The sequence below is a fragment of the Exobacillus caeni genome, assembly GCF_005747095.1.
Taxonomy (GTDB): Bacteria; Bacillota; Bacilli; order Bacillales; family Guptibacillaceae; genus Exobacillus; species Exobacillus caeni.
Genome location: NZ_SWLG01000017.1, coordinates 13,609 through 31,738 on the forward strand (window position 1 = coordinate 13,609; position 18,130 = coordinate 31,738).

Below are 18,130 nucleotides of genomic sequence, written 5' to 3' on the forward strand. Positions count from 1 at the left end.
TCCCCCTCATTTTTTTTACTTAATCTATTTCACTTGTCTTCATCATACAGATGACAAGCTACATAGTGACCTTCATCATCTTCCCTAAAAGCTGGATTAACTGATTTACAAATGTCCATTGCTTCCGGACATCTCGTATGGAACGGACAACCTTTTGGAGGGTTTGACGGACTTGGCACATCCCCTCTCAAAACGATTCGCTCTTGCTCAAATTCAGGGTCAGCAATCGGAACCGCTGAAAGCAATGCCCTTGTATAAGGATGTTTTGGATTAGCATAAAGCTTATCGCTTTCTGTTAGTTCAACAAGTTGTCCAAGGTACATCACTCCAACACGATCACTTATATGTTTAACAACACTCAGATCATGGGCAATAAATAAATAAGTTAAGTTAAACTCATTTTGAAGGTCTTCGAGTAAATTCAAAACCTGTGATTGAATGGAAACGTCCAGTGCAGAAACCGGCTCATCCGCGATAATAAGCTTTGGTTTCACGGCAAGTGCACGCGCGATTCCGATTCTTTGCCTTTGCCCGCCGCTGAATTGATGGGCATATCGTTTTGCATGGTAGCTGTTCAATCCAACTACTTCCAACAATTCCCGAACCCGTTTTTTTCTTTCAGCAGATGTACCCATCTTATGGACGATCATCGGTTCTTCAATTATTCTTTCAACAGTATGCCTTGGATTTAAAGACGCGAACGGATCCTGGAAAACCATCTGCATGTCACGTCTCATTTTTCGCATTTCTCTTCCGGAAAGCGAAGTTACTTCTTTTCCATCAAAAGTGATCGTCCCTTCAGTAGGTTCAATCAGCCTTAAAAGGGATCTGCCTGTGGTCGATTTTCCGCATCCACTTTCGCCGACCAGGCCAAGTGTTTCTCCTTTATTGATATAAAAAGATACACCATTGATCGCCTTTACCTGGCCAACTTGCCTCCCTAAAATTCCGCCTTTAATAGGAAAATATTTCTTTAAGTCCTGTACCTCTAATAGTTTTTCAGTCACGGTTCTACCTCCTAGTCATGATGCAGCCAGCAGCTTACTTTTTGCCCTTCATCCCCTGCTTCAAGCAAAGCCGGAGTTTCCGACACGCATCGATCGAATGCATGTTCACATCTTGGAGCAAATGGACAGCCTACTTTTATGCTGCCAGGCTTCTGGACGCTTCCAGGAATTGAATATAACCGCTCTCTTTTGCTGGTCATATCAGGTACTGATTTAATTAAGCCAACTGTATAAGGATGCTTGGGCTCCTTAAAAATCTGCTTAACAGTACCTTCTTCAACGATATTTCCTGAATACATTACAGCTACTCGCTGGCACATTTCCGCTACTACACCAAGGTCATGGGTGATCAGCATGATAGCAGTGCCCCTGTTTTTGTTCAGGTCTTTCATCAATTCTAAGATCTGCGCCTGGATTGTTACATCAAGAGCAGTGGTAGGTTCGTCCGCAATCAGTACTTCAGGGTCGCATGCCATCGCCATCGCAATCATGACACGCTGTCTCATCCCCCCGGATAATTGATGCGGATATTCATCTATCAATTCTTCTGCCCGAGGCAGTCCTACTAGTTTTAGAATCTCAACAGCCCGCGCTTTCGCTTTCTTTTTATCCCATTTGTTGTGTAACCGGATGGCTTCGATAAGCTGGTTACCAATCGTAAACACAGGATTTAGAGAGGTCATCGGCTCCTGGAATATCATTGCTATTTCATTTCCGCGTATTTGGCGCATTCTCTTTTCAGAAGCATTCACAAGATTTTCATCTTTAAAATTTATTTCTCCTCCTACGATTTTACCAGGAGGCTTTGGAACCAGGCCCATCACAGAAAGAGATGTTACGCTTTTTCCACTGCCAGATTCTCCTACAATCCCCAAAACTTCCCCTTTATCTACATGGAAATCTACTTTATTAACTGCTGGAATTTCTCCGTCATCAGTAAAGAAGTGGGTTTGCAAGCCCTTTACTTCTAAGATTGTCTCCCCCAAGTTCCCACACCTTTCACATAATTTTTAATTAACGGAAATGACTGAATGCTTTTAATACTTAATAATTATTGCATTAAATCTCCGCTTTATCAATGTCAAATATTGTGGAAATTTATCATTATTCCCACTATTTTATTTATTTGGTAAATTTGAACCAGGTAATAATGCCTGTAAAATAACCAAAAAAAGAGAACAGCCTGTGCTGCTCTCCTGGTTAAGAAAGGTTTTGAACCTGGAACAATTTATGGTAAGCCCCCTGTTTTGCCATAAGTTCCTGATGATGGCCGATTTCGCTGATTTTTCCGTTTTCGATCACTACGATCCGATCTGCATGGGTAATTGTTGCAAGACGGTGGGCCACAATAAAGGTCGTTCTTTCTCTCGCTAATTTCTCCAGAGACTCTTGAATCAGGTGCTCGCTTTCTAAATCGAGGGCAGAAGTAGCTTCATCAAGGATGAGCAGCGGAGGATTCTTCAGAAACACCCTGGCGATAGCGATCCGCTGTTTTTGGCCCCCTGATAATTTAACGCCTCTTTCGCCTACTTTTGTATCATAACCTTCAGGGAGATTCATAATAAATCCATGGGCGTTGGCAGCCCTGGCGGCTCGTTCAACTTCTTCATCGGTAGCCTCCGGATTCCCCATTAAAATATTCATTTTAACCGACTCGCTAAAAAGTACGTTATCCTGTAGAACCATTCCGATTTTATCTCTTAGCGTCCTCACCTGGAAGTTACGGATATCTTCACCGTCAAGGTAAATCGTCCCATCTGTCACATCATAGAAACGCGGGATCAAGCTGACAAGCGAAGATTTCCCTCCCCCGCTCATCCCTACAAGCGCAATTGTTTCACCAGTCTGGACATTTAAGTTGATATCCTTTAAAACTGGCTGTTCATCTTCATTATATTTAAAAGAGACATGGTCAAAATTAACATTCCCCTTCACATTTTTTAACGGCACTGCATCTGGGGTATCTTTAATATCATATTCTTCATCCATAAATTCGAAAACCCTGTCCATTGATGCGATCGATTGTGTTAGGGTTGTTGAAGAGTTAACAAGTCTTCGGAGCGGATTATATAAGCGATCCATATAAGTAACAAACGCGACCATCGCACCGATTGTCAGGCCCTGGCTTACCACTAAATACCCGGAAAAGCCGATAACAAGCAGAGGCGCAATATCTGTTATTGTATTTACAGTAGCAAATGTTTTCGCATTCCATCGCGTGTGGTTTAATGCTTTCTCAAGAAAGTTTGAGTTTCGTTTATCAAATTGCTCCTGTTCATAATCTTCTAATGCAAAGCTGCGGATTACCGTCATCCCCTGCACTCTTTCATGTAAATGTCCCTGCACTTCAGCAAGTGCCTGTGAACGGTTTCGAGTAAGCTGGCGTAAACGCGCATAAAAATATTTAACCGCAAATCCGTAAAAAGGCAATAAACAAATTGCTATCAACGTTAACCAGACATTCATCGTTAGCATAATTCCAATCACAATCAGGATTGTGATCATATCCAGCCAGACATTCATCAATCCGGTTATTACAAACGTTTTTGTTTGCTCCACATCATTGATTACCCTTGAAATAATCTCTCCTGCCTTATTATTAGCATAAAATCGCAGGCTGAGGTTCTGAATATGTGAAAACATCCGATCACGAATATCATACAGAATCTTGCTGCCGATCCACTGGGCGTAATATTGCCGGAAGTATTCTACCGGCGGCCGAATAATCGCAAAGATAAACAGGCCGATCCCCATGAGCCAGAACAACTGGTCGATCTTCTCACCCTTGGTCATGCCGTTCGCATTTATAACATCGTCAATGACATACTTTAGTAAAAGCGGCAACAACAACGGAATTCCGAATTTCAAAATGCCGATTATAATCGTTATAAATATTTCTTTCCGATACGGAGTAACAAACTTTAAATATCTTTTGATGCTTTCCAGACCAAATCACCTCTGACTACAAAAGTTTAAGAGCGCCTTTTATAGGCGCTCGAAGGCTCTGTAAACTGCTTGGATAAGCTGCAGACAGGTTTATGCAGTTTTCATTCTTAACTCAGCAGCTACAGATGCCTTTTAAAAGATACGAGTGGTTTTTTTATCGGTACTGTAAAAATTGCTCATACCACTCATCAATAAATCCTGGCTCAAAAGGGCCTTTTCTCTGGTTGATCCAGCTGATCAGCTGCTTAACGCTTTTCTGAAGAACCCGATCAATCGCCTCAGGATATTCCATTTCTTTTTTATGAAGCGCATACTCGTCTTCATCTAATAATTTATAGGTCATATCTGGATAAATCTTTATATCTAAATCATAATCAATGTACTTCAATGCTTCTTCATCATGAGTGATAGGCGATCCAAGATTGCAATAATAATATATTCCGTCCGTCCTGATCATCCCGATCACATTGAACCAGTTGTCCGGGCTGAAATAGCAGATTGCAGGCTCACGGGTCCGCCATTGTCTGCCATCAGATTCGGTAACAAGAATGCGATCGTTTCCACCAATGATTTCTTTTGATGTTCCCTTTAGTATAATGGTTTCTTCCCAGGTTCGATGTAAGGTTCCATTATGTTTATAACTTTGAATCGGTATTTTCGTTCCGGCCGTAGGGAAACTCATCTTCTGCTCCTTTCCTAAGAATTCCGGAAATCGATGGACTCCTTGTTAGTATAGGAACACATCCTCCTTCTTTCTTAACGCTTTGCATACATTTGCCTTTCCTATTTCCTTTTTCCGTAAATCAAAAACATCATAAAGCTGGCTCTACTTTTATTCCCTATTATTATAACGTTTAAAAATTGAAAAGAAAAACAAAGTGCCACCTTTTTGAAAGGCAGCACCATTTTTACACTTTTGTTGTCTTTTGGTAACAGTTGATTACTTTTGATATCAAGTTTTCAAAATCAGTCTCCAATTGGGTGAAGGACTGCCTTTTTTCCGTTAATTCACTGACAAGATTATCAATATGGCCGCATTCTCCGCTTCTTAATCGATGCTCAAGGCCTCTGATCTCTTCTTCTGCCTTTATCATCCTGTCTGCCATTTCTAACTGTTGGTAGATCAGTTCGTTAAATCTATCCATAAGTCCAACTCCCCTCATTTTCTCCACTAATTGAATTCAAAAAAGCATTACATTATCCTTTGACTAGTTATGTTGAGAAATGAGTAGTTTTGTCACACGGTTAACCGCTTATCGGTTTAATGCATTCCGGAAAATTATTTTTTGGGGAGTTTATTGCGCTTGATATACGGTAAGCGTCCATCTTGTGTTCAGGAAACGGCACCAATAATTCTTCTAAATCATTTGCGTTTTGATTCCTTGGATCGAGCCACGCTTGTTCTTCTTCTTTTGATAAAATAACAGGCATCCGGTTATGTATGTCTTTCATCAAGTCGTTTGGCCTGGTCGTTATAATTGTACAGGTGAAAACGGATTCACCGTTTTTGTCTTTCCATTTATCCCATAGCCCTGCCATTGCAAAGAGCCTTCCTTGATCGACTCTGATTCGCATCGGGATTTTTTTATCGTCTTCTTTTTTCCATTCGTAAAAGCTGTCTCCCAGGACAAGGCAGCGCTTTCTTTGGAACGAGTGTTTAAAGCTGGGCTTTTTTGCAATTGTTTCGGCTCGGGCATTGATAAGCTTATTCCCTATTTTAGAATCCTTTGCCCAAAAGGGAATCAATCCCCATTTAAGTTTTCCTATTTTATTTGAACCGTTTGAGTTAATGACTGTTACAATTTCCTGCCCAGGAGCAATATTGTATGCCGGTTCATATTCGAAGCCGTCAGCAGCCGCTTCTATGCTAAACCGTTCAAGGATGGTTTCCAAATCAGTAAATAAGCTATATCTCCCGCACATTGTTGAACCCTCCAATCCTTATAACAATTCTATATGAAAGGCCTTTTACCTGCATGATATTACAAGAGGCGCTCCCATAGAGGAGCGCCTGCTTGAGTCGAGGTTGATTAAGAATTTTGTCCTTTTTTCTGTTCAGCTTTAGCGTTCTGTTGTCTCACTTGTTGAGCATCAGTTTCGCTAGCGAACTCAGTGCCGAATGCTTCAGCTCCAGCTTGTCCAGCTGCAGATTGTTGGTTCTTTTGTCTAACGTGTTGAACGTTAGTACCAGCTTGTGTTTTACCTGGTTGTTTTGCCATTTGGTATCACCTCCACGATATATAGAATGTCCAGTTGAAGAGTTGTTATGTAAGAAATTTTCAAAGGAATTTATTTCACATTACAGCGCTATCTAACTTGCATATTCAGCGGATAGAAGCTAAAAATAAACAGTGATAAAGGAGGAAATCCCATGGCTTTTGAACGCGATATTACAGAATTAACGATGATCCCCAAAAACGAATGGCAGGACCAGGAACTCGCCTTTTATCATAGTAATCTTAAGCAAATGGCCGCCTATCTTAATAGCGAGGGAGTCAGCATGCATCATGAAATTATTAAAGAAATCGAAAACCGCGGCGGCATGAAAAAGCTGAACCAATGAAGCATCTAAATTCCAAACAAAAAGCCGACAAAAGTCGGCTTTAAAAATTGGATCTGGATTGTCCACCATCAACATTCACTGTTGCTCCTACTATCCATGAAGCTTTGCCAGAAGCGAGAAATGCTACAACGTTTGCAACTTCTTCCGCTGTTCCAAAGCGTCCGGCTGGTATTTCTTTCTCTACAAACGCATTTATTTTCTCTGGATTTTCATCAAGACGTTTTTGCCAGTTACCGGAAGGATGCAATATCGCTCCCGGGGCTACACCGTTTACTCGTATTCCATCTTTTATCACTTCATCTGCCAGTGATTTTGTAAAACTAATCATCGCAGACTTTGCACTGTTATATGTCGGTTTACCCCCGGATTCCCTTCCGAAAATGGATGAGATATTGATAATAGCGCCTTCCTTTTTCTTTTTCATCTCCTGTACTGCAAGCTTGCTAAAGTGGACTGCGCTATAGAAGTTAAGCTCCATCGCCTCTTTAAAAAGCACCAGTTCAGTCTCCATGACCGACCCACCATTGCTTCCGCCAACATTATTTATGAGAACATCAAGGGCTCCAAATTCTTTAACGATCTTTTTGAACACGCTTCCTCTCTCATCCACGTCGGATAAATCCACCTGATAGACTGTTACTCTTTTGCCGAGTTCATCCTTCAGAAGTGACAGGTCCTCTTCCGTTCTTGCTGCCACCGCGACTCGTGCTCCTTCTGACACAAAAGCTTCCACTATAGCCTTCCCAATGCCTTTTGAACCGCCAGTTACAAAGACTTTCTTATCCTTCAAGTTTAAATCCACAGCCTTCACTTCCTTTCTTAAATAGTTCCATCCTTTAAGAGTTGGATTATTTTCTGATGAGATACAGGAAAAGTAAATTCCTCAAGTTGGTCTATGTTAACAAATCGAAGTTCTTCTGTTTCGCTTGCTTTTTTAACAACATTGCCTGAATAAACTGCCAGCTTCCATTTAATGTGGCTAAAAACATGCTCGAAATTTTTAACATGCTCCTCAATCTCGGTTTCTACCCCATAGCTTTCTTCTATAAACGCCTGTAACTGCTCGTCCTGGGCATTGCCGCCTGACAGTGTTTCGTGATTCGGAAATTCCCATAGGTTTGCTAGCAAGCCGGTTGAGGGGCGTTTATGGATTAACACTTCATTTTCCATTGTTTTTAACACTCCGACTGCCATAGGAACTGGCTTCGGCGGTTTTTTCTTACTCTTCACCGGAAGTTCATCCTGGACTCCTTCTGCAAAAGCCTGGCAGTGGGATTGAACCGGGCATAATAAACATGATGGCGATTTTGGAGTACATACCATTGCCCCAAGCTCCATTAAAGCCTGATTAAAATGGGAAGGGTTTTCTTCTGAAATCAGCTTTCTTACAGCTTCCTCGAAAATTTTTCGCGTTGAAGGCTTTGCAATATCATCCCAAATTGATAATATCCGGGAAAACACCCGCATCACATTTCCATCTACTGCAGGCTCCGGCTTATTGTAAGCGATGCTTAATATCGCTCCAGCAGTGTAAGGTCCCACGCCTTTTAAGTTTGCGATCTGTTCAGGAGTATCCGGCACTTTCCCGTTGTATGTTTCAACAACTTCTTTCACAGCTGATTGAAGGTTTCTTGCCCTGGAATAATACCCTAAGCCTTCCCATGCTTTTAACACCTTATCCTCAGGGGCTGCTGCAAGATCATATACAGTTGGGAAACTTTCTATAAACCTTTTAAAATATGGGATCACCGTATCCACTTTCGTCTGCTGCAACATTATTTCGGATACCCATATTCGATAAGGATCTTGATTTTGCCTCCACGGGAGATCTCTTTGTTCTGATCGGTACCATGATAAGAGATCTTTGTTAAACCGCTCTTTATTTATCTTTTCTAAACTTTTATGAAGATTGTGTGTCTTGTTCACGAATGATTCCTCCGTGTGATAAAATAGTAATAAGAAGAAAACTAACAACCCCGGCAATCGTCCAACTTTAGATTTTTGAAAAACCTTCCTTTGTACAATCCAACTTTTTGACTTGTTTTAAATTGGGTATAACTAATAACAAAACGTTCTTCTGCAAATCATCAACCACTCTAAGGAGGAAACGAGCAGAATGGATACAGGGACTCATGTTGTAATGGGTCTAGGAATTGGAGCACTAGCAACCTTAGACCCAGTTGTCGCACAGGACCCGATCACCGCACAAAGCATACTGGTCGGTGCCCTCATCGGATCACAGGCTCCTGATTTCGATACAGTACTCAAGTTGAAAAACAACGCAGTTTATATTCGGCATCATAGAGGGATAACCCATTCCATACCTGCTGTCCTCATCTGGCCATTGTTGATCAGCTGGGCCATACTTCTTTTTACACCGGGGGCAAATTGGCTCCATTTATGGCTCTGGACATTTCTAGCCGTTTTTTTGCATGTGTTTGTCGATATATTCAACGCATATGGAACCCAGGCATTGAGGCCTTTTACAAGAAGGTGGATCGCACTAGGTGTTATTAACATCTTTGATCCGTTCATCTTCATCAGCCATTTGATCGGCTTTATCTTCTGGTATACAGGCTTTCATCCTGGATATACATTTTTAACGATATACGGGATTCTGATCATATACTATTTATTGCGTATCAATGCTCAACAAAACGTTATAAAAGAAGTAAAAAAAATTATACCTGATGCTACTGAAATCATTGTATCACCAACGATCAGGTGGGGAAAATGGCACCTTGCCATCAAAACACCCACGCAATTTTACGTAGCAAAGGCCGAAAATAAGAATATTATCATCCATGATGAATACGACAGGGCACCTGTGCCTAAAACACCTGTTATTGAAACTGCAAAAGAAGACCCTAACCTTTCAGCATTCCTTTCTTTTTCCCCTGTTTACAGGTGGGAGGTAGAAGAGACCGAAGAAGGATATGAAGTCCGTTTTATCGACCTGCGTTATCGAAGCAAGGGGCATTACCCTTTTGTGGCAGTCGTTCAACTGGAGGGCTTCGAGATCATCAGTTCCTACACAGGCTGGGTGTACAGTGAGGACACGCTAAGAAAAAAATTAGATCTTGCAACCGAATAAAATGGAAAAGAGGTTGACTCAAGACCCTTATGAGTCAACCTCTTTTGAATTTTTTTAATGCTGAATGTTGTCGTCTCCGATAATATCATGGTACTTGGTGCTCCGAGAAATAAATTCGTGAAGCATCGGCCCGTAATTTTCAATCCATTGCTTTACAATCTTCTCAGTAACTTCCGGGCCGCGGTATTCATGGCCGGCCTTTGCCCGGGTCGTTTCAAAGTCTTCCCATAATAGTTCGATCATTGTCCGCGCCTGTGCATAGGACAGTTGATCGTTTTTTTCCAACAGGGAAAAAGTCAGCTTTTCAAATACATCATCCATACAAACCTCTCCTTTCCTGGTGCTCCAATTATTTTCTGTAAATGGACAGAGGATTCTACATACCAGTATAAGCCCTAACACATACTAAGACTGTACCGCTTGATAAAAAGGGGGAATTACCGATGGTCCGTAACAAAGACAGCGGGTTTCCAAATCAAATTTCCTTCTCTGGAGAACCTCGCGCAAAAGAAGAATTTGCTTCTAAGAGGCCCGACGGTACGACAAATACACACCCGCAGGAGCGCATGTTCAAGTCTAACCAGGCCCAATTTCGCCACAAGTAACCCTGAAAAAAGCTGGAGGTGCTTGTTTTGGGAAAAAATATCCGTGAGTATTTAAATGCTTTATATAGTGACCCGTTTCAATCTCCACGAGCAAATCCAAAACATGCTTATAATCAGGCTAACGGTGAAACAAAGCAAACGTATAACGATATCGTACTAGAAGTACAGGCGAAAAAACGAAACTAAACAGTATTCTTTACCAGGAGCAGCAAATGCTGCTCCTTTATGCTTTCTTAACAAGCAAAGAAATAGGAAATGCTTCAAGCTCTGTATTTTCATTGCGATAGCCCCAGGCAAAAACGCCATTCATATAGTCGATTTCAAAATTCGAACCAGGATCACCATCGATCTCATAGCTTTCTCCCTTTTTAAAATCATCAGGGTTTATTAAATACGATTTAGCAAGGGCAATCTTTCTTTCATACACTGCAAGTTCATTTACCATTCCCATTTGTTCTGCTTTTTTAGCTTTCTCGTTCAATTCAGCAATCTCTTTTCTGAGCTGCTGTTCAGTCATCTGGCTGTATCTTATTTGCAAAAGGGCTCCCCCCAAGTTGTGTGTTTAGAAAATGTTTCTAAAAATGCTTTAATTTAAGTATAAAGTATTTTGGCAAAGGGTACAAAATTCTTACATACAATCGACAAGAAAGTGAGGTTTTTCGACATGAAAACAATTGTTGTAACCGGCGGAGGTTCCGGTCTTGGAAAAGAGCTTTCAAAACAGCTGGCCGGAAAGGACATCCATATTTTTTTACTTGGCCGAAACCATCAATTTCTGGACCGGACACAAAAGGAAGTCGAGGAACAGCATGGCGTTGCCACTTCCTTAATCTGTGATATCAGAAACCCGGAAGCTGTTAATTCAGTATTACAGAGTATTTTGCAGGCAGAGAACAAAGTCGATATGCTCATCAACAACGCTGGCCTTGGGTTTTTTGGCCCTCTTGAAACGATTAGCGTACAGGAAATTGATCAAATGGTCGATACGAACATAAAAGGGACTATTTATATGACACAGGCCTTCCTTCCCTACTTAAAGAAGCAGAAGAAAAGTTCTATCATTAATATTATTTCTACCGCTGGCCAAAAAGGGAAAGTGAACGAATCAGTGTACGTAGCGAGTAAATATGCGGTCAGAGGATTTACAGAAAGCCTCTGGAAAGAGCTTGAAGGAAGTGGTGTTACGGCTACCGCTGTGTATATGGGAGGAATGGACACACCATTTTGGGAAGACAGCACACATATCTCCGATAGGTCGAGACTCAAATCTCCCGAAGAGGTGGCCTCTGAAATTATCGAACAGCTTGATGGAAGAGAAGAAATCTTTATTAATCGTTAAGTTCTTCTCTTCCCTCTTCAAGCAACCTGTCAATGAGGCTTATCGAAAATCCTTTTCGGTACAAATACTGCTTCATCCGCTGCTTATATTCATATCCATCGTATTTTTTGTACTTTCTATGTGCCTTTTTCCCTTGATAAAGGATGGCATCCCACTGTTCCTCTTCGTCTTTTTCAAGGGAAACTTCATCAAAAACATTTTCGATTATCTCCCATGAAAACCCTTTAGATGCCAGGTTCTGGCTTACTTTTTGGCGTATTTCTTTTGAAGAGCTCCTCTTATGTTTTTTGGCGTTTTTCAAGGCGAAGGACCTGGCGTTCTCCAGTTGTGTTTCTTCATCGAATTCTTCCAGGCTCTTATCTATTTTTTTACGATCAAGGCCTTTTTCAAAAAGCTCTTTCGCAATAACAGTAGGCCCCTTTGAAGAAGCATTCATCCTGCTTTTTACAAACGTTTTTCCAAATTCCAGATCATCGGTATACCCGTAGCTTGAAAGCTTGTCCAGTATCATAGCAATCGCATTGTCTGATATTTCCTTAGTCTTTAGATAGTCGATAATTTCTTTTTGGGATCGCATTCGATATGAAAGGAAACGAAGCGACTGGTTCAACCCTTTTTTGACCATATCGTCAAACGCGATCTTTTCCATCAATTTGCTATCGATCTGCATTCCTTTTTTTAATCCGTAAGAGATAAGGACATCCTGGTCTACACTAAAGCCAAATTCATCGCCTTTGTTATGCTTCTTTTCTATAAAAATATTGTAGCGCTCATCATTGCGTTTTTGTCTTTCTATCCTTGTTATGGTCAACACAGCGTTCACCTCATTATTATTTTATCACAGGAAAGGTACGGGAATGTTCTATCCGAACTGCACATTCGATTGAAGGTTTTTGTCCGGGGGTAGAGTATACTTTAAGAAAACTCCCCAATAGGAACAGTCATTTTTTTCGTGAAATATGAGTGGTAACGGATGTCCAAAATCGCCGTGATTTTATAACGGCCAGAGGAGGTAGTTTGATGAAAGTCGCTATTACTGGAGGATCAGGTTTTGTTGGTAGTGCACTCACTGATTCATTACGAGATGAAGGGCATGAGGTTATTATTTTAACGAGAAACAGCAAAGGAAAGACACCTCGGAAAGGAGTTACTTATGTTGAATGGCTAAATGGCCATCACACGCCAGAAAAAGCATTAGAGGGTCTGGATGCGTTTGTAAACCTTGCAGGAGAGCCAATTAATAGCGGCAGATGGACTTCAGAACGAAAACAACGCATTCTAAACAGCAGAATCGACGCTACCCGTGAAGTGGTCTCTATCATCAGCAATCTTGAGAAAAAACCCGAAGTCCTTGTCAATGCCTCGGCCATCGGTTGTTACGGAACATCGAAGAGCCGTTCTTTTACGGAAGACAGTGATAACAGGGGCGATGACTTTCTTGCACGTGTTGTTCAACAATGGGAAAAAGAAGCAGGAAAAGCACAGGCTCTCGGTGTCAGAACCGTTTATTGCCGGTTCGGTTTAATCCTCGGAAAGGAAGATGGGGCACTCCCTCGACTGGTGATTCCTTACAAGCTTTTTGCAGGGGGGCCCTTAGGGGATGGTATGCAATGGTATTCCTGGGTGCATATCGATGATGTAGTCGGAATGATACGATTTGCCATGGAGAACGAAGCAATTACCGGCCCTTTAAACGTAACTGCCCCTGAACCAAAAAGAATGAAGGATTTCGGTAAAACGCTTGCTGATGTACTTGGACGCCCCCACTGGCTGCCCGCACCTTCTGTCGCTTTAAAACTTGCTCTGGGTGAGATGAGTGTTCTCGTGCTCGAAGGCCAATGCGTTCTACCGTTAAAGGCAAAGGAGAACGGCTTTCCCTTTAAATTTTCGCACGCAAAAGAAGCTTTGGAAAACCTGCTTGGAAGCTGAGAGAGAGTTCGGACAACTCTCTCTTTTGTGGATTTCCTGAAATTAAAAAAGTTTTTATTTGTATGAAACTAATTAAAAAATTTGTCGACAAAGAAGCATGTCTACCGTATAGCTTTTTGGCTCGAATTTATATATAATGTTTTCAATTAATATAAGAATTTACACATCCATGGCGTGTTACAATGTTAAATTGGCAGGAGAAGAAATGGAAATTTTATTTAAGAATGCAACTATTTATCCCGTTTCAAGTCCAATGCTTGAGGTTGCCGATCTTTTAGTAAAGGATGGCAAAATCAAGAAAATCTCTAGGCACATTCAAGAAAAACCGGAAATGGAAGTTATCCATTGCGCAAGAATGCCTCTTTTCCCAGGTTTCATCGATGCCCATACACACGTTGGCCTTTATGATGAAGGAACAGGCTGGGCCGGGAGCGATGCAAACGAAACAGTAGAAGCACTCACCCCTCACGTACGTGCCCTTGACGGCGTCCATCCTCTGGATATCGCTTTTAAAGATGCATACAGACATGGTGTTACTGCTATCCAGGTTTTACCCGGAAGTGCCAACATAATTGGCGGTACGACTTCTGTTTTGAAAACATACGGTAATAATATTAATAAAATGATGATTCGCCAGCAGGCCGGTTTAAAAATCGCACTCGGAGAAAATCCAAAGCGGGTCCACAGCCAGTCGAACAATGATTCTATTACAAGAATGGGAATAATGGGCCTTCTTCGCGAAGCTTTTTTTCATGCAAGCCGAAGTAAGCATCCTGATGACCCTCGTGTCGCGCCTCTCATTGCAGCTCTCAACAAAATGATACCAGTTAGAGTCCATGCCCATCGAGCAGATGATATTTTATCTGCGGTCCGTTTAGCAGATGAGTTCAATCTTGATTTAAGGATTGAGCATTGTACGGAAGGGCACCTGATCGCTGAAGAATTAAGAGGCCGTAATCTAAAAGTTACTGTTGGCCCCACGATGACTCGCCGCTCTAAAATTGAGCTAAAGAACAAAACATGGGATACGTACCGTGTGTTGAATGAAAATGGCATCGAAGTCTCCATCACTACCGATCACCCTTATGTACCGATACAGTACTTAAATATTGCAGCAGCCATCGCTGTCCGGGAAGGGTTACAGGAAGATAGAGCTATTGAAGCTATTACGATTAACCCTGCAAGAAGCCTTGGCGTGGAAGATAGAATCGGCAGCCTGGAGGTTGGAAAAGACGCAGATATCGTGCTATGGTCCCACCATCCTTTTCATTATCTAGCTAAACCGATAATCACTATGATCGATGGAAAAATTATTCACAAAAAATAAACAAAAAACCTATTTCTTTTTAACATAAAATGATTTATGATACTCTCAGTGAATTCAATATGAAAACACAAACAAACTAGGGAAGGCAATTGGTGCGCCACCAGTCAGCAACACTGGTTCTAGTGGGTTCGATTCCCACCCCGAATAATAAAAAAGCTTATTTTTACTTTTATTATTCGAGGGTGGATGGAACGAATCTGCCCTCGGCAGGAGGGATATGTAATGATTAAGAAAAGAGACCTGTCCGAGAGCCACGTGCTATATGATTTGATGGTGGATCCATCTGTCTTTCCTTTTGTTCGCCAAAAGGCATATTCTTATGATGAGTTTTTATTTTTAACAAAACAAACGATCGAAGCAGAAGAACGCAAAGAGCTGATTTCTAGAACCGTTACAGATGAATGGGGAAATCCTATCGGCACGATCAACCTGTTCGACATAAACAACAACGCCGGATTCCTTGGAACCTGGATCGGAAAACCATATCACGGCAAAGGCTATAACAGGGTAGCAAAGGAAGCTTTCTTTGACGAGTTGTTTTTTGAACAAGACATTCAGACTGTGTTTATGCGGATTCGAAAAGAAAACATCCGCTCTCAAAAAGCAGCTGAAAAAATTCCGTATGTAACACTTGCGAACGAAACAAGAAAAGATGTCTACGATCAGCTTAACGCAAATGGCGATATTTATAATTTATATCAGATTGAAAAAGACAACTACATGCTCCACACACTAAGACAAACACACAACCACGAAGAAATTATCGAAGAAGCCCATCTAAAAGAAGCTTAAAATCCATTAAATATAAAAGCTCCGGAAAACCGGAGCTTTTTTGTGCGGAAAAAATCCTGAAGATGCTTATCATTATACAAGTTATCCACATTTTTAATGGGGTCAGACCCCATTAAGCATCTTTATAACCAAGCGTTCCTTTATAGTCTTCTTCGTCTGCAGGGTTTACTCTCCAGGTTTGCTGTATTGGTGCAAATTCTTCTCCAAACTCTTCAATGAATTGTTCCTTTGAGGCAAATTGGTTTTTAGCATCTGTAAAACCATTCTTTTCCCCGATTGTTCCGGTGAGCTCTCCATTATAAATCACTTCATTTTTTCTCATATGGATTCCCCCTTGCTTTTAAGGTCAACAATAAAGGAAAAACTATACCCGGCAGTAATTTCTGATGTGTATATCTTTTTTGTTTTAGGAAAAAATTAGAAGTGAGACTAAAAAAAGTGAGGGATCCTTATGGAAAAGAAAAATAGAAATCGAGATAAAAACGGAAGAAAAGTTTTAAATAAGAACCAGGAAGTCTTGTTTGGACACGAGTTTAAAGTAGCAGACAGAGCAGGACAAAGGTAGGACGCTTCCTTCTTTTACCCACATACCTTATCTCCTGTTAAGCCATCCTAATAACGAGAGAAACTCTCACATTAGATTAAAAGGAGCTGTCGTTGATGGCAAAACGAAAAAAGCAAAATATGTACGAGAGAAACAATACGCCGATCCGATCTGCACATAATGAAGATGTAGAGTACTCTCAGGAAATGGCTGACGCCGATGATGTAGAAGCAAAACAACGCGCTGAAGCTGCTGACCAGCGCCAGGAAAGATAGCATAATAAAAGACTGACTTTCAAGGAAGTTTCCCTATTTGAAACTTCTCCTTACAGTCAGTCTTTTTTTTATTGTGGAAAAATAATTATCCACAAATTGTGGATAATGTTGATAAAGCTGTGAATGCTTTTATAAATCAACATTTTTCCTTCTGGATAATTTTTTGTGGATAACCGATGGATATTCTGTGGATATTGTTGATATCTTTGTTTTTTTCTTTGTTTTAAAGGATTTTTCTGTGGATAAGGCTGTGAATAGTGTTGACAACTTTTAGAAAGCAAACCTATATGCTTTTTCCCTACTTACAGACTTTAAAACATTATTTCAAAACCAGTGAACACACCACTTCAACATGACTCGTTTGTGGAAACATATCCACAGGCTGCAGCTTTTCAACGGTAAACCCTTTTTTCATTAAAACGGAAACATCTTTTGCAAGTGTGGAAGGATTACATGATACATAAACGATTCGCTTGGGTTTCGCTTTTATCATCGTCTCTAACAAGATATTGTCACAACCAGTCCTCGGAGGATCTACGACGATTACATCCGGCTTCCAGCCTTCTTTCACCCATTTCGGCACCCATTCTTCCGCTTTTCCAACTTCATATTTCATGTTGTGGTAACCATGCTGTTTCGCGTTTTTTCGAGCGTTAACAATCGACTCTTTTATAACGTCCATCCCTCTTACTTCTGCCGCACTTTCAGCCAGCCAGAGCCCGATCGTTCCAACTCCGCAGTATGCATCGATGACTCTTTCAGTTCCGGAAAGCTTCGCTGCATCTTTCACTTCATCATAAAGTTTTACCGTTTGTTTAGGATTTAATTGAAAAAATGCTCTGGCAGAAAGCTCGAACGAAAGATCGCCAAGCGTTTCCTGTATCACTTCTTTTCCGGCAAGCTGCAGTGTTTTCTCTCCGAAAATAAGAGAAGTCTTTTTGCCATTTACATTTTGCATAATGGATACAACTTCAGGAAGTCGCTTTTGGATTTCTTCAACCAGCAGCTGTTTTCTTGGAATATCTTGCTGAGTTGTAATAAGAACGATTTGGATTTCACCTGACTCAAATCCAACACGGGTAACAATCGTCCTCACAATCCCTTTTCTCTTCCGCTCATTATAGATGGAGATATTTAAGTCCTCTAACACTTTTTTTACGGTTTGCGTAACCCGGTTCGTCGAAGGATGCTGAACCATACATTCAGAGATATCGATCAATCGATGGGAGTTCAGTCCATACAGGCCGGCGATAACCTGTTCCTTTTGTTTGGCAACCTGCAGTTGGCTCTTGTTTCGATATCCCCACGGATCTTCCATTCCGATTGTAGGCTGTAAAGGCAACTCTTTTTCCCCTAACTTTGTATGCCTTTCAAACGCCTGCAGGACAATATCTCTCTTTGCCTTGAGCTGGCTTTCATATTTCATATGTTGAAGCTGGCAGCCTCCGCATTGGTCATATACCGGACATGGTGGTTTGATCCTGTCAGATGACCTCTTTCTTATCCTTTTTATTTTGGCTTCAGCACGGTTTGGGAAAACCTTTGTCACCTGTGCGACCACTTCTTCCCCTGGCAAAGCTCCTTCGATAAAAACAACCGTCTTTTTAAAGAAGCCTACACCCTCACCGTTTATGCCTATCCGTTTAACAGTGATCGGGATCGTTTGCCCTTCACTCAGCTTTACCGCGCTTGATTGTTTCTTACTCAAT

The 18,130-nt window shown here is 41.2% G+C and carries 24 protein-coding genes; 10 read left to right on the forward strand and 14 right to left on the reverse strand.

Features of this window, described 5'->3' with window-relative positions; genetic code table 11:
* Window positions 1-29: 29 nt before the first annotated feature.
* The 7 genes from FCL54_RS18795 to FCL54_RS18825 all read right to left on the reverse strand — a co-directional run bounded on the left by FCL54_RS18795 (window position 30) and on the right by FCL54_RS18825 (window position 6,172).
* Window positions 30-1,007, reverse strand: a complete 978-nt coding sequence (locus FCL54_RS18795; RefSeq protein ID WP_138128477.1) for an ABC transporter ATP-binding protein — start codon at window positions 1,005-1,007, stop codon at window positions 30-32.
* 11 nt (window positions 1,008-1,018) lie between these two features.
* Entirely contained in the window at window positions 1,019-1,993 is a 975-nt protein-coding gene (locus FCL54_RS18800; RefSeq protein WP_138128478.1) for an ABC transporter ATP-binding protein, read from the reverse strand.
* A gap of 214 nt (window positions 1,994-2,207) precedes the next feature.
* A complete protein-coding gene (locus FCL54_RS18805; RefSeq protein ID WP_138128479.1) occupies window positions 2,208-3,953 on the reverse strand; it encodes an ABC transporter ATP-binding protein in 1,746 nt (581 codons plus the stop codon).
* A 154-nt stretch (window positions 3,954-4,107) separates the two neighbouring features.
* Complete coding sequence (gene ntdP, locus FCL54_RS18810) at window positions 4,108-4,635, reverse strand: nucleoside tri-diphosphate phosphatase (protein ID WP_138128480.1); 528 nt, start codon at window positions 4,633-4,635, stop codon at window positions 4,108-4,110.
* Window positions 4,636-4,861: 226 nt separating this feature from the next.
* On the reverse strand, window positions 4,862-5,098 hold the full coding sequence (locus FCL54_RS18815) for a hypothetical protein (RefSeq protein WP_138128481.1): 237 nt from the start codon (window positions 5,096-5,098) through the stop codon (window positions 4,862-4,864).
* A gap of 100 nt (window positions 5,099-5,198) precedes the next feature.
* Entirely contained in the window at window positions 5,199-5,876 is a 678-nt protein-coding gene (locus FCL54_RS18820; protein ID WP_138128482.1) for an SOS response-associated peptidase, read from the reverse strand.
* Window positions 5,877-5,983: 107 nt separating this feature from the next.
* Window positions 5,984-6,172 (reverse strand): gamma-type small acid-soluble spore protein, encoded by a 189-nt coding sequence (locus FCL54_RS18825; protein ID WP_138128483.1) that lies wholly within the window; start codon window positions 6,170-6,172, stop codon window positions 5,984-5,986.
* Between the two features lie 152 nt (window positions 6,173-6,324).
* Between FCL54_RS18825 and FCL54_RS18830 the strand changes: the two genes are divergently transcribed.
* Complete coding sequence (locus FCL54_RS18830; RefSeq protein ID WP_138128484.1) at window positions 6,325-6,516, forward strand: hypothetical protein; 192 nt, start codon at window positions 6,325-6,327, stop codon at window positions 6,514-6,516.
* A gap of 40 nt (window positions 6,517-6,556) precedes the next feature.
* Here the strand turns inward: FCL54_RS18830 and FCL54_RS18835 are convergent, their stop codons facing one another.
* Complete coding sequence (locus tag FCL54_RS18835; RefSeq protein WP_138128485.1) at window positions 6,557-7,318, reverse strand: SDR family NAD(P)-dependent oxidoreductase; 762 nt, start codon at window positions 7,316-7,318, stop codon at window positions 6,557-6,559.
* A 17-nt stretch (window positions 7,319-7,335) separates the two neighbouring features.
* Window positions 7,336-8,442, reverse strand: a complete 1,107-nt coding sequence (gene mutY / locus FCL54_RS18840; RefSeq protein ID WP_138128486.1) for an A/G-specific adenine glycosylase — start codon at window positions 8,440-8,442, stop codon at window positions 7,336-7,338.
* 190 nt (window positions 8,443-8,632) lie between these two features.
* On the opposite strand from mutY, the gene FCL54_RS18845 reads away from it, so the two are divergent.
* Window positions 8,633-9,610: a metal-dependent hydrolase gene (locus FCL54_RS18845; protein ID WP_138128487.1), complete on the forward strand. Its 978-nt coding sequence runs from the start codon at window positions 8,633-8,635 to the stop codon at window positions 9,608-9,610.
* A 54-nt stretch (window positions 9,611-9,664) separates the two neighbouring features.
* Here the strand turns inward: FCL54_RS18845 and FCL54_RS18850 are convergent, their stop codons facing one another.
* Window positions 9,665-9,931 carry a YfhJ family protein gene (locus tag FCL54_RS18850; RefSeq protein WP_138128488.1) on the reverse strand — a complete coding sequence of 89 codons (267 nt, stop codon included), beginning with the start codon at window positions 9,929-9,931 and terminating at the stop codon, window positions 9,665-9,667.
* A gap of 122 nt (window positions 9,932-10,053) precedes the next feature.
* Here FCL54_RS18850 and sspK point away from each other — a divergent pair, with 122 nt between their 5' ends.
* Window positions 10,054-10,215: a small, acid-soluble spore protein K gene (gene sspK / locus FCL54_RS18855; protein ID WP_138128489.1), complete on the forward strand. Its 162-nt coding sequence runs from the start codon at window positions 10,054-10,056 to the stop codon at window positions 10,213-10,215.
* Window positions 10,216-10,242: 27 nt separating this feature from the next.
* Window positions 10,243-10,401: a YpzG family protein gene (locus FCL54_RS18860; protein ID WP_138128490.1), complete on the forward strand. Its 159-nt coding sequence runs from the start codon at window positions 10,243-10,245 to the stop codon at window positions 10,399-10,401.
* A 37-nt stretch (window positions 10,402-10,438) separates the two neighbouring features.
* On the opposite strand, the gene FCL54_RS18865 is transcribed toward FCL54_RS18860, so the two are convergent.
* Entirely contained in the window at window positions 10,439-10,732 is a 294-nt protein-coding gene (locus tag FCL54_RS18865; RefSeq protein WP_138128538.1) for a YfhH family protein, read from the reverse strand.
* Window positions 10,733-10,879: 147 nt separating this feature from the next.
* Between FCL54_RS18865 and FCL54_RS18870 the strand changes: the two genes are divergently transcribed.
* Window positions 10,880-11,554: an SDR family NAD(P)-dependent oxidoreductase gene (locus FCL54_RS18870; RefSeq protein WP_138128491.1), complete on the forward strand. Its 675-nt coding sequence runs from the start codon at window positions 10,880-10,882 to the stop codon at window positions 11,552-11,554.
* Here the strand turns inward: FCL54_RS18870 and recX are convergent.
* On the reverse strand, window positions 11,544-12,365 hold the full coding sequence (gene recX / locus FCL54_RS18875) for a recombination regulator RecX (RefSeq protein ID WP_171016927.1): 822 nt from the start codon (window positions 12,363-12,365) through the stop codon (window positions 11,544-11,546). The genes FCL54_RS18870 and recX overlap by 11 nt on opposite strands.
* Before the next feature lie 209 nt (window positions 12,366-12,574).
* Here recX and FCL54_RS18880 point away from each other — a divergent pair, with 209 nt between their 5' ends.
* From FCL54_RS18880 to FCL54_RS18890, 3 genes are all read left to right on the forward strand, one after another.
* A complete protein-coding gene (locus FCL54_RS18880; RefSeq protein ID WP_138128493.1) occupies window positions 12,575-13,483 on the forward strand; it encodes a TIGR01777 family oxidoreductase in 909 nt (302 codons plus the stop codon).
* Between the two features lie 205 nt (window positions 13,484-13,688).
* Entirely contained in the window at window positions 13,689-14,810 is a 1,122-nt protein-coding gene (locus tag FCL54_RS18885; RefSeq protein ID WP_138128494.1) for an amidohydrolase, read from the forward strand.
* Window positions 14,811-15,032: 222 nt separating this feature from the next.
* Window positions 15,033-15,602: a GNAT family N-acetyltransferase gene (locus FCL54_RS18890; RefSeq protein WP_138128495.1), complete on the forward strand. Its 570-nt coding sequence runs from the start codon at window positions 15,033-15,035 to the stop codon at window positions 15,600-15,602.
* A gap of 112 nt (window positions 15,603-15,714) precedes the next feature.
* Here FCL54_RS18890 and FCL54_RS18895 read toward each other — a convergent pair whose 3' ends face one another.
* Window positions 15,715-15,924 (reverse strand): hypothetical protein, encoded by a 210-nt coding sequence (locus FCL54_RS18895; RefSeq protein WP_138128496.1) that lies wholly within the window; start codon window positions 15,922-15,924, stop codon window positions 15,715-15,717.
* Window positions 15,925-16,053: 129 nt separating this feature from the next.
* Here FCL54_RS18895 and FCL54_RS18900 point away from each other — a divergent pair, with 129 nt between their 5' ends.
* Window positions 16,054-16,167, forward strand: a complete 114-nt coding sequence (locus FCL54_RS18900; protein WP_138128497.1) for a YfhE family protein — start codon at window positions 16,054-16,056, stop codon at window positions 16,165-16,167.
* Between the two features lie 95 nt (window positions 16,168-16,262).
* Window positions 16,263-16,421 (forward strand): YfhD family protein, encoded by a 159-nt coding sequence (locus tag FCL54_RS18905; protein ID WP_138128498.1) that lies wholly within the window; start codon window positions 16,263-16,265, stop codon window positions 16,419-16,421.
* 319 nt (window positions 16,422-16,740) lie between these two features.
* Here FCL54_RS18905 and rlmD read toward each other — a convergent pair whose 3' ends face one another.
* Window positions 16,741-18,129: a 23S rRNA (uracil(1939)-C(5))-methyltransferase RlmD gene (rlmD, locus tag FCL54_RS18910; RefSeq protein ID WP_138128499.1), complete on the reverse strand. Its 1,389-nt coding sequence runs from the start codon at window positions 18,127-18,129 to the stop codon at window positions 16,741-16,743.
* Window position 18,130 lies beyond the last annotated feature (1 nt).

Bases quoted from the DNA above. Each gene is read 5' to 3' on its own strand.
- ntdP (WP_138128480.1), bottom strand. From the start codon at position 4,635: ATGAGTTTCCCTACGGCCGGAACGAAAATACCGATTCAAAGTTATAAA.
- FCL54_RS18815 (WP_138128481.1), bottom strand. From the start codon at position 5,098: ATGGATAGATTTAACGAACTGATCTACCAACAGTTAGAAATGGCAGAC.
- FCL54_RS18820 (WP_138128482.1), bottom strand. From the start codon at position 5,876: ATGTGCGGGAGATATAGCTTATTTACTGATTTGGAAACCATCCTTGAA.
- FCL54_RS18825 (WP_138128483.1), bottom strand. From the start codon at position 6,172: ATGGCAAAACAACCAGGTAAAACACAAGCTGGTACTAACGTTCAACAC.
- FCL54_RS18830 (WP_138128484.1), top strand. From the start codon at position 6,325: ATGGCTTTTGAACGCGATATTACAGAATTAACGATGATCCCCAAAAAC.
- FCL54_RS18845 (WP_138128487.1), top strand. From the start codon at position 8,633: ATGGATACAGGGACTCATGTTGTAATGGGTCTAGGAATTGGAGCACTA.
- FCL54_RS18850 (WP_138128488.1), bottom strand. From the start codon at position 9,931: ATGGATGATGTATTTGAAAAGCTGACTTTTTCCCTGTTGGAAAAAAAC.
- sspK (WP_138128489.1), top strand. From the start codon at position 10,054: ATGGTCCGTAACAAAGACAGCGGGTTTCCAAATCAAATTTCCTTCTCT.
- FCL54_RS18865 (WP_138128538.1), bottom strand. From the start codon at position 10,732: ATGACTGAACAGCAGCTCAGAAAAGAGATTGCTGAATTGAACGAGAAA.
- FCL54_RS18870 (WP_138128491.1), top strand. From the start codon at position 10,880: ATGAAAACAATTGTTGTAACCGGCGGAGGTTCCGGTCTTGGAAAAGAG.
- FCL54_RS18880 (WP_138128493.1), top strand. From the start codon at position 12,575: ATGAAAGTCGCTATTACTGGAGGATCAGGTTTTGTTGGTAGTGCACTC.
- FCL54_RS18885 (WP_138128494.1), top strand. From the start codon at position 13,689: ATGGAAATTTTATTTAAGAATGCAACTATTTATCCCGTTTCAAGTCCA.
- FCL54_RS18890 (WP_138128495.1), top strand. From the start codon at position 15,033: ATGATTAAGAAAAGAGACCTGTCCGAGAGCCACGTGCTATATGATTTG.
- FCL54_RS18895 (WP_138128496.1), bottom strand. From the start codon at position 15,924: ATGAGAAAAAATGAAGTGATTTATAATGGAGAGCTCACCGGAACAATC.
- FCL54_RS18900 (WP_138128497.1), top strand. From the start codon at position 16,054: ATGGAAAAGAAAAATAGAAATCGAGATAAAAACGGAAGAAAAGTTTTA.
- FCL54_RS18905 (WP_138128498.1), top strand. From the start codon at position 16,263: ATGGCAAAACGAAAAAAGCAAAATATGTACGAGAGAAACAATACGCCG.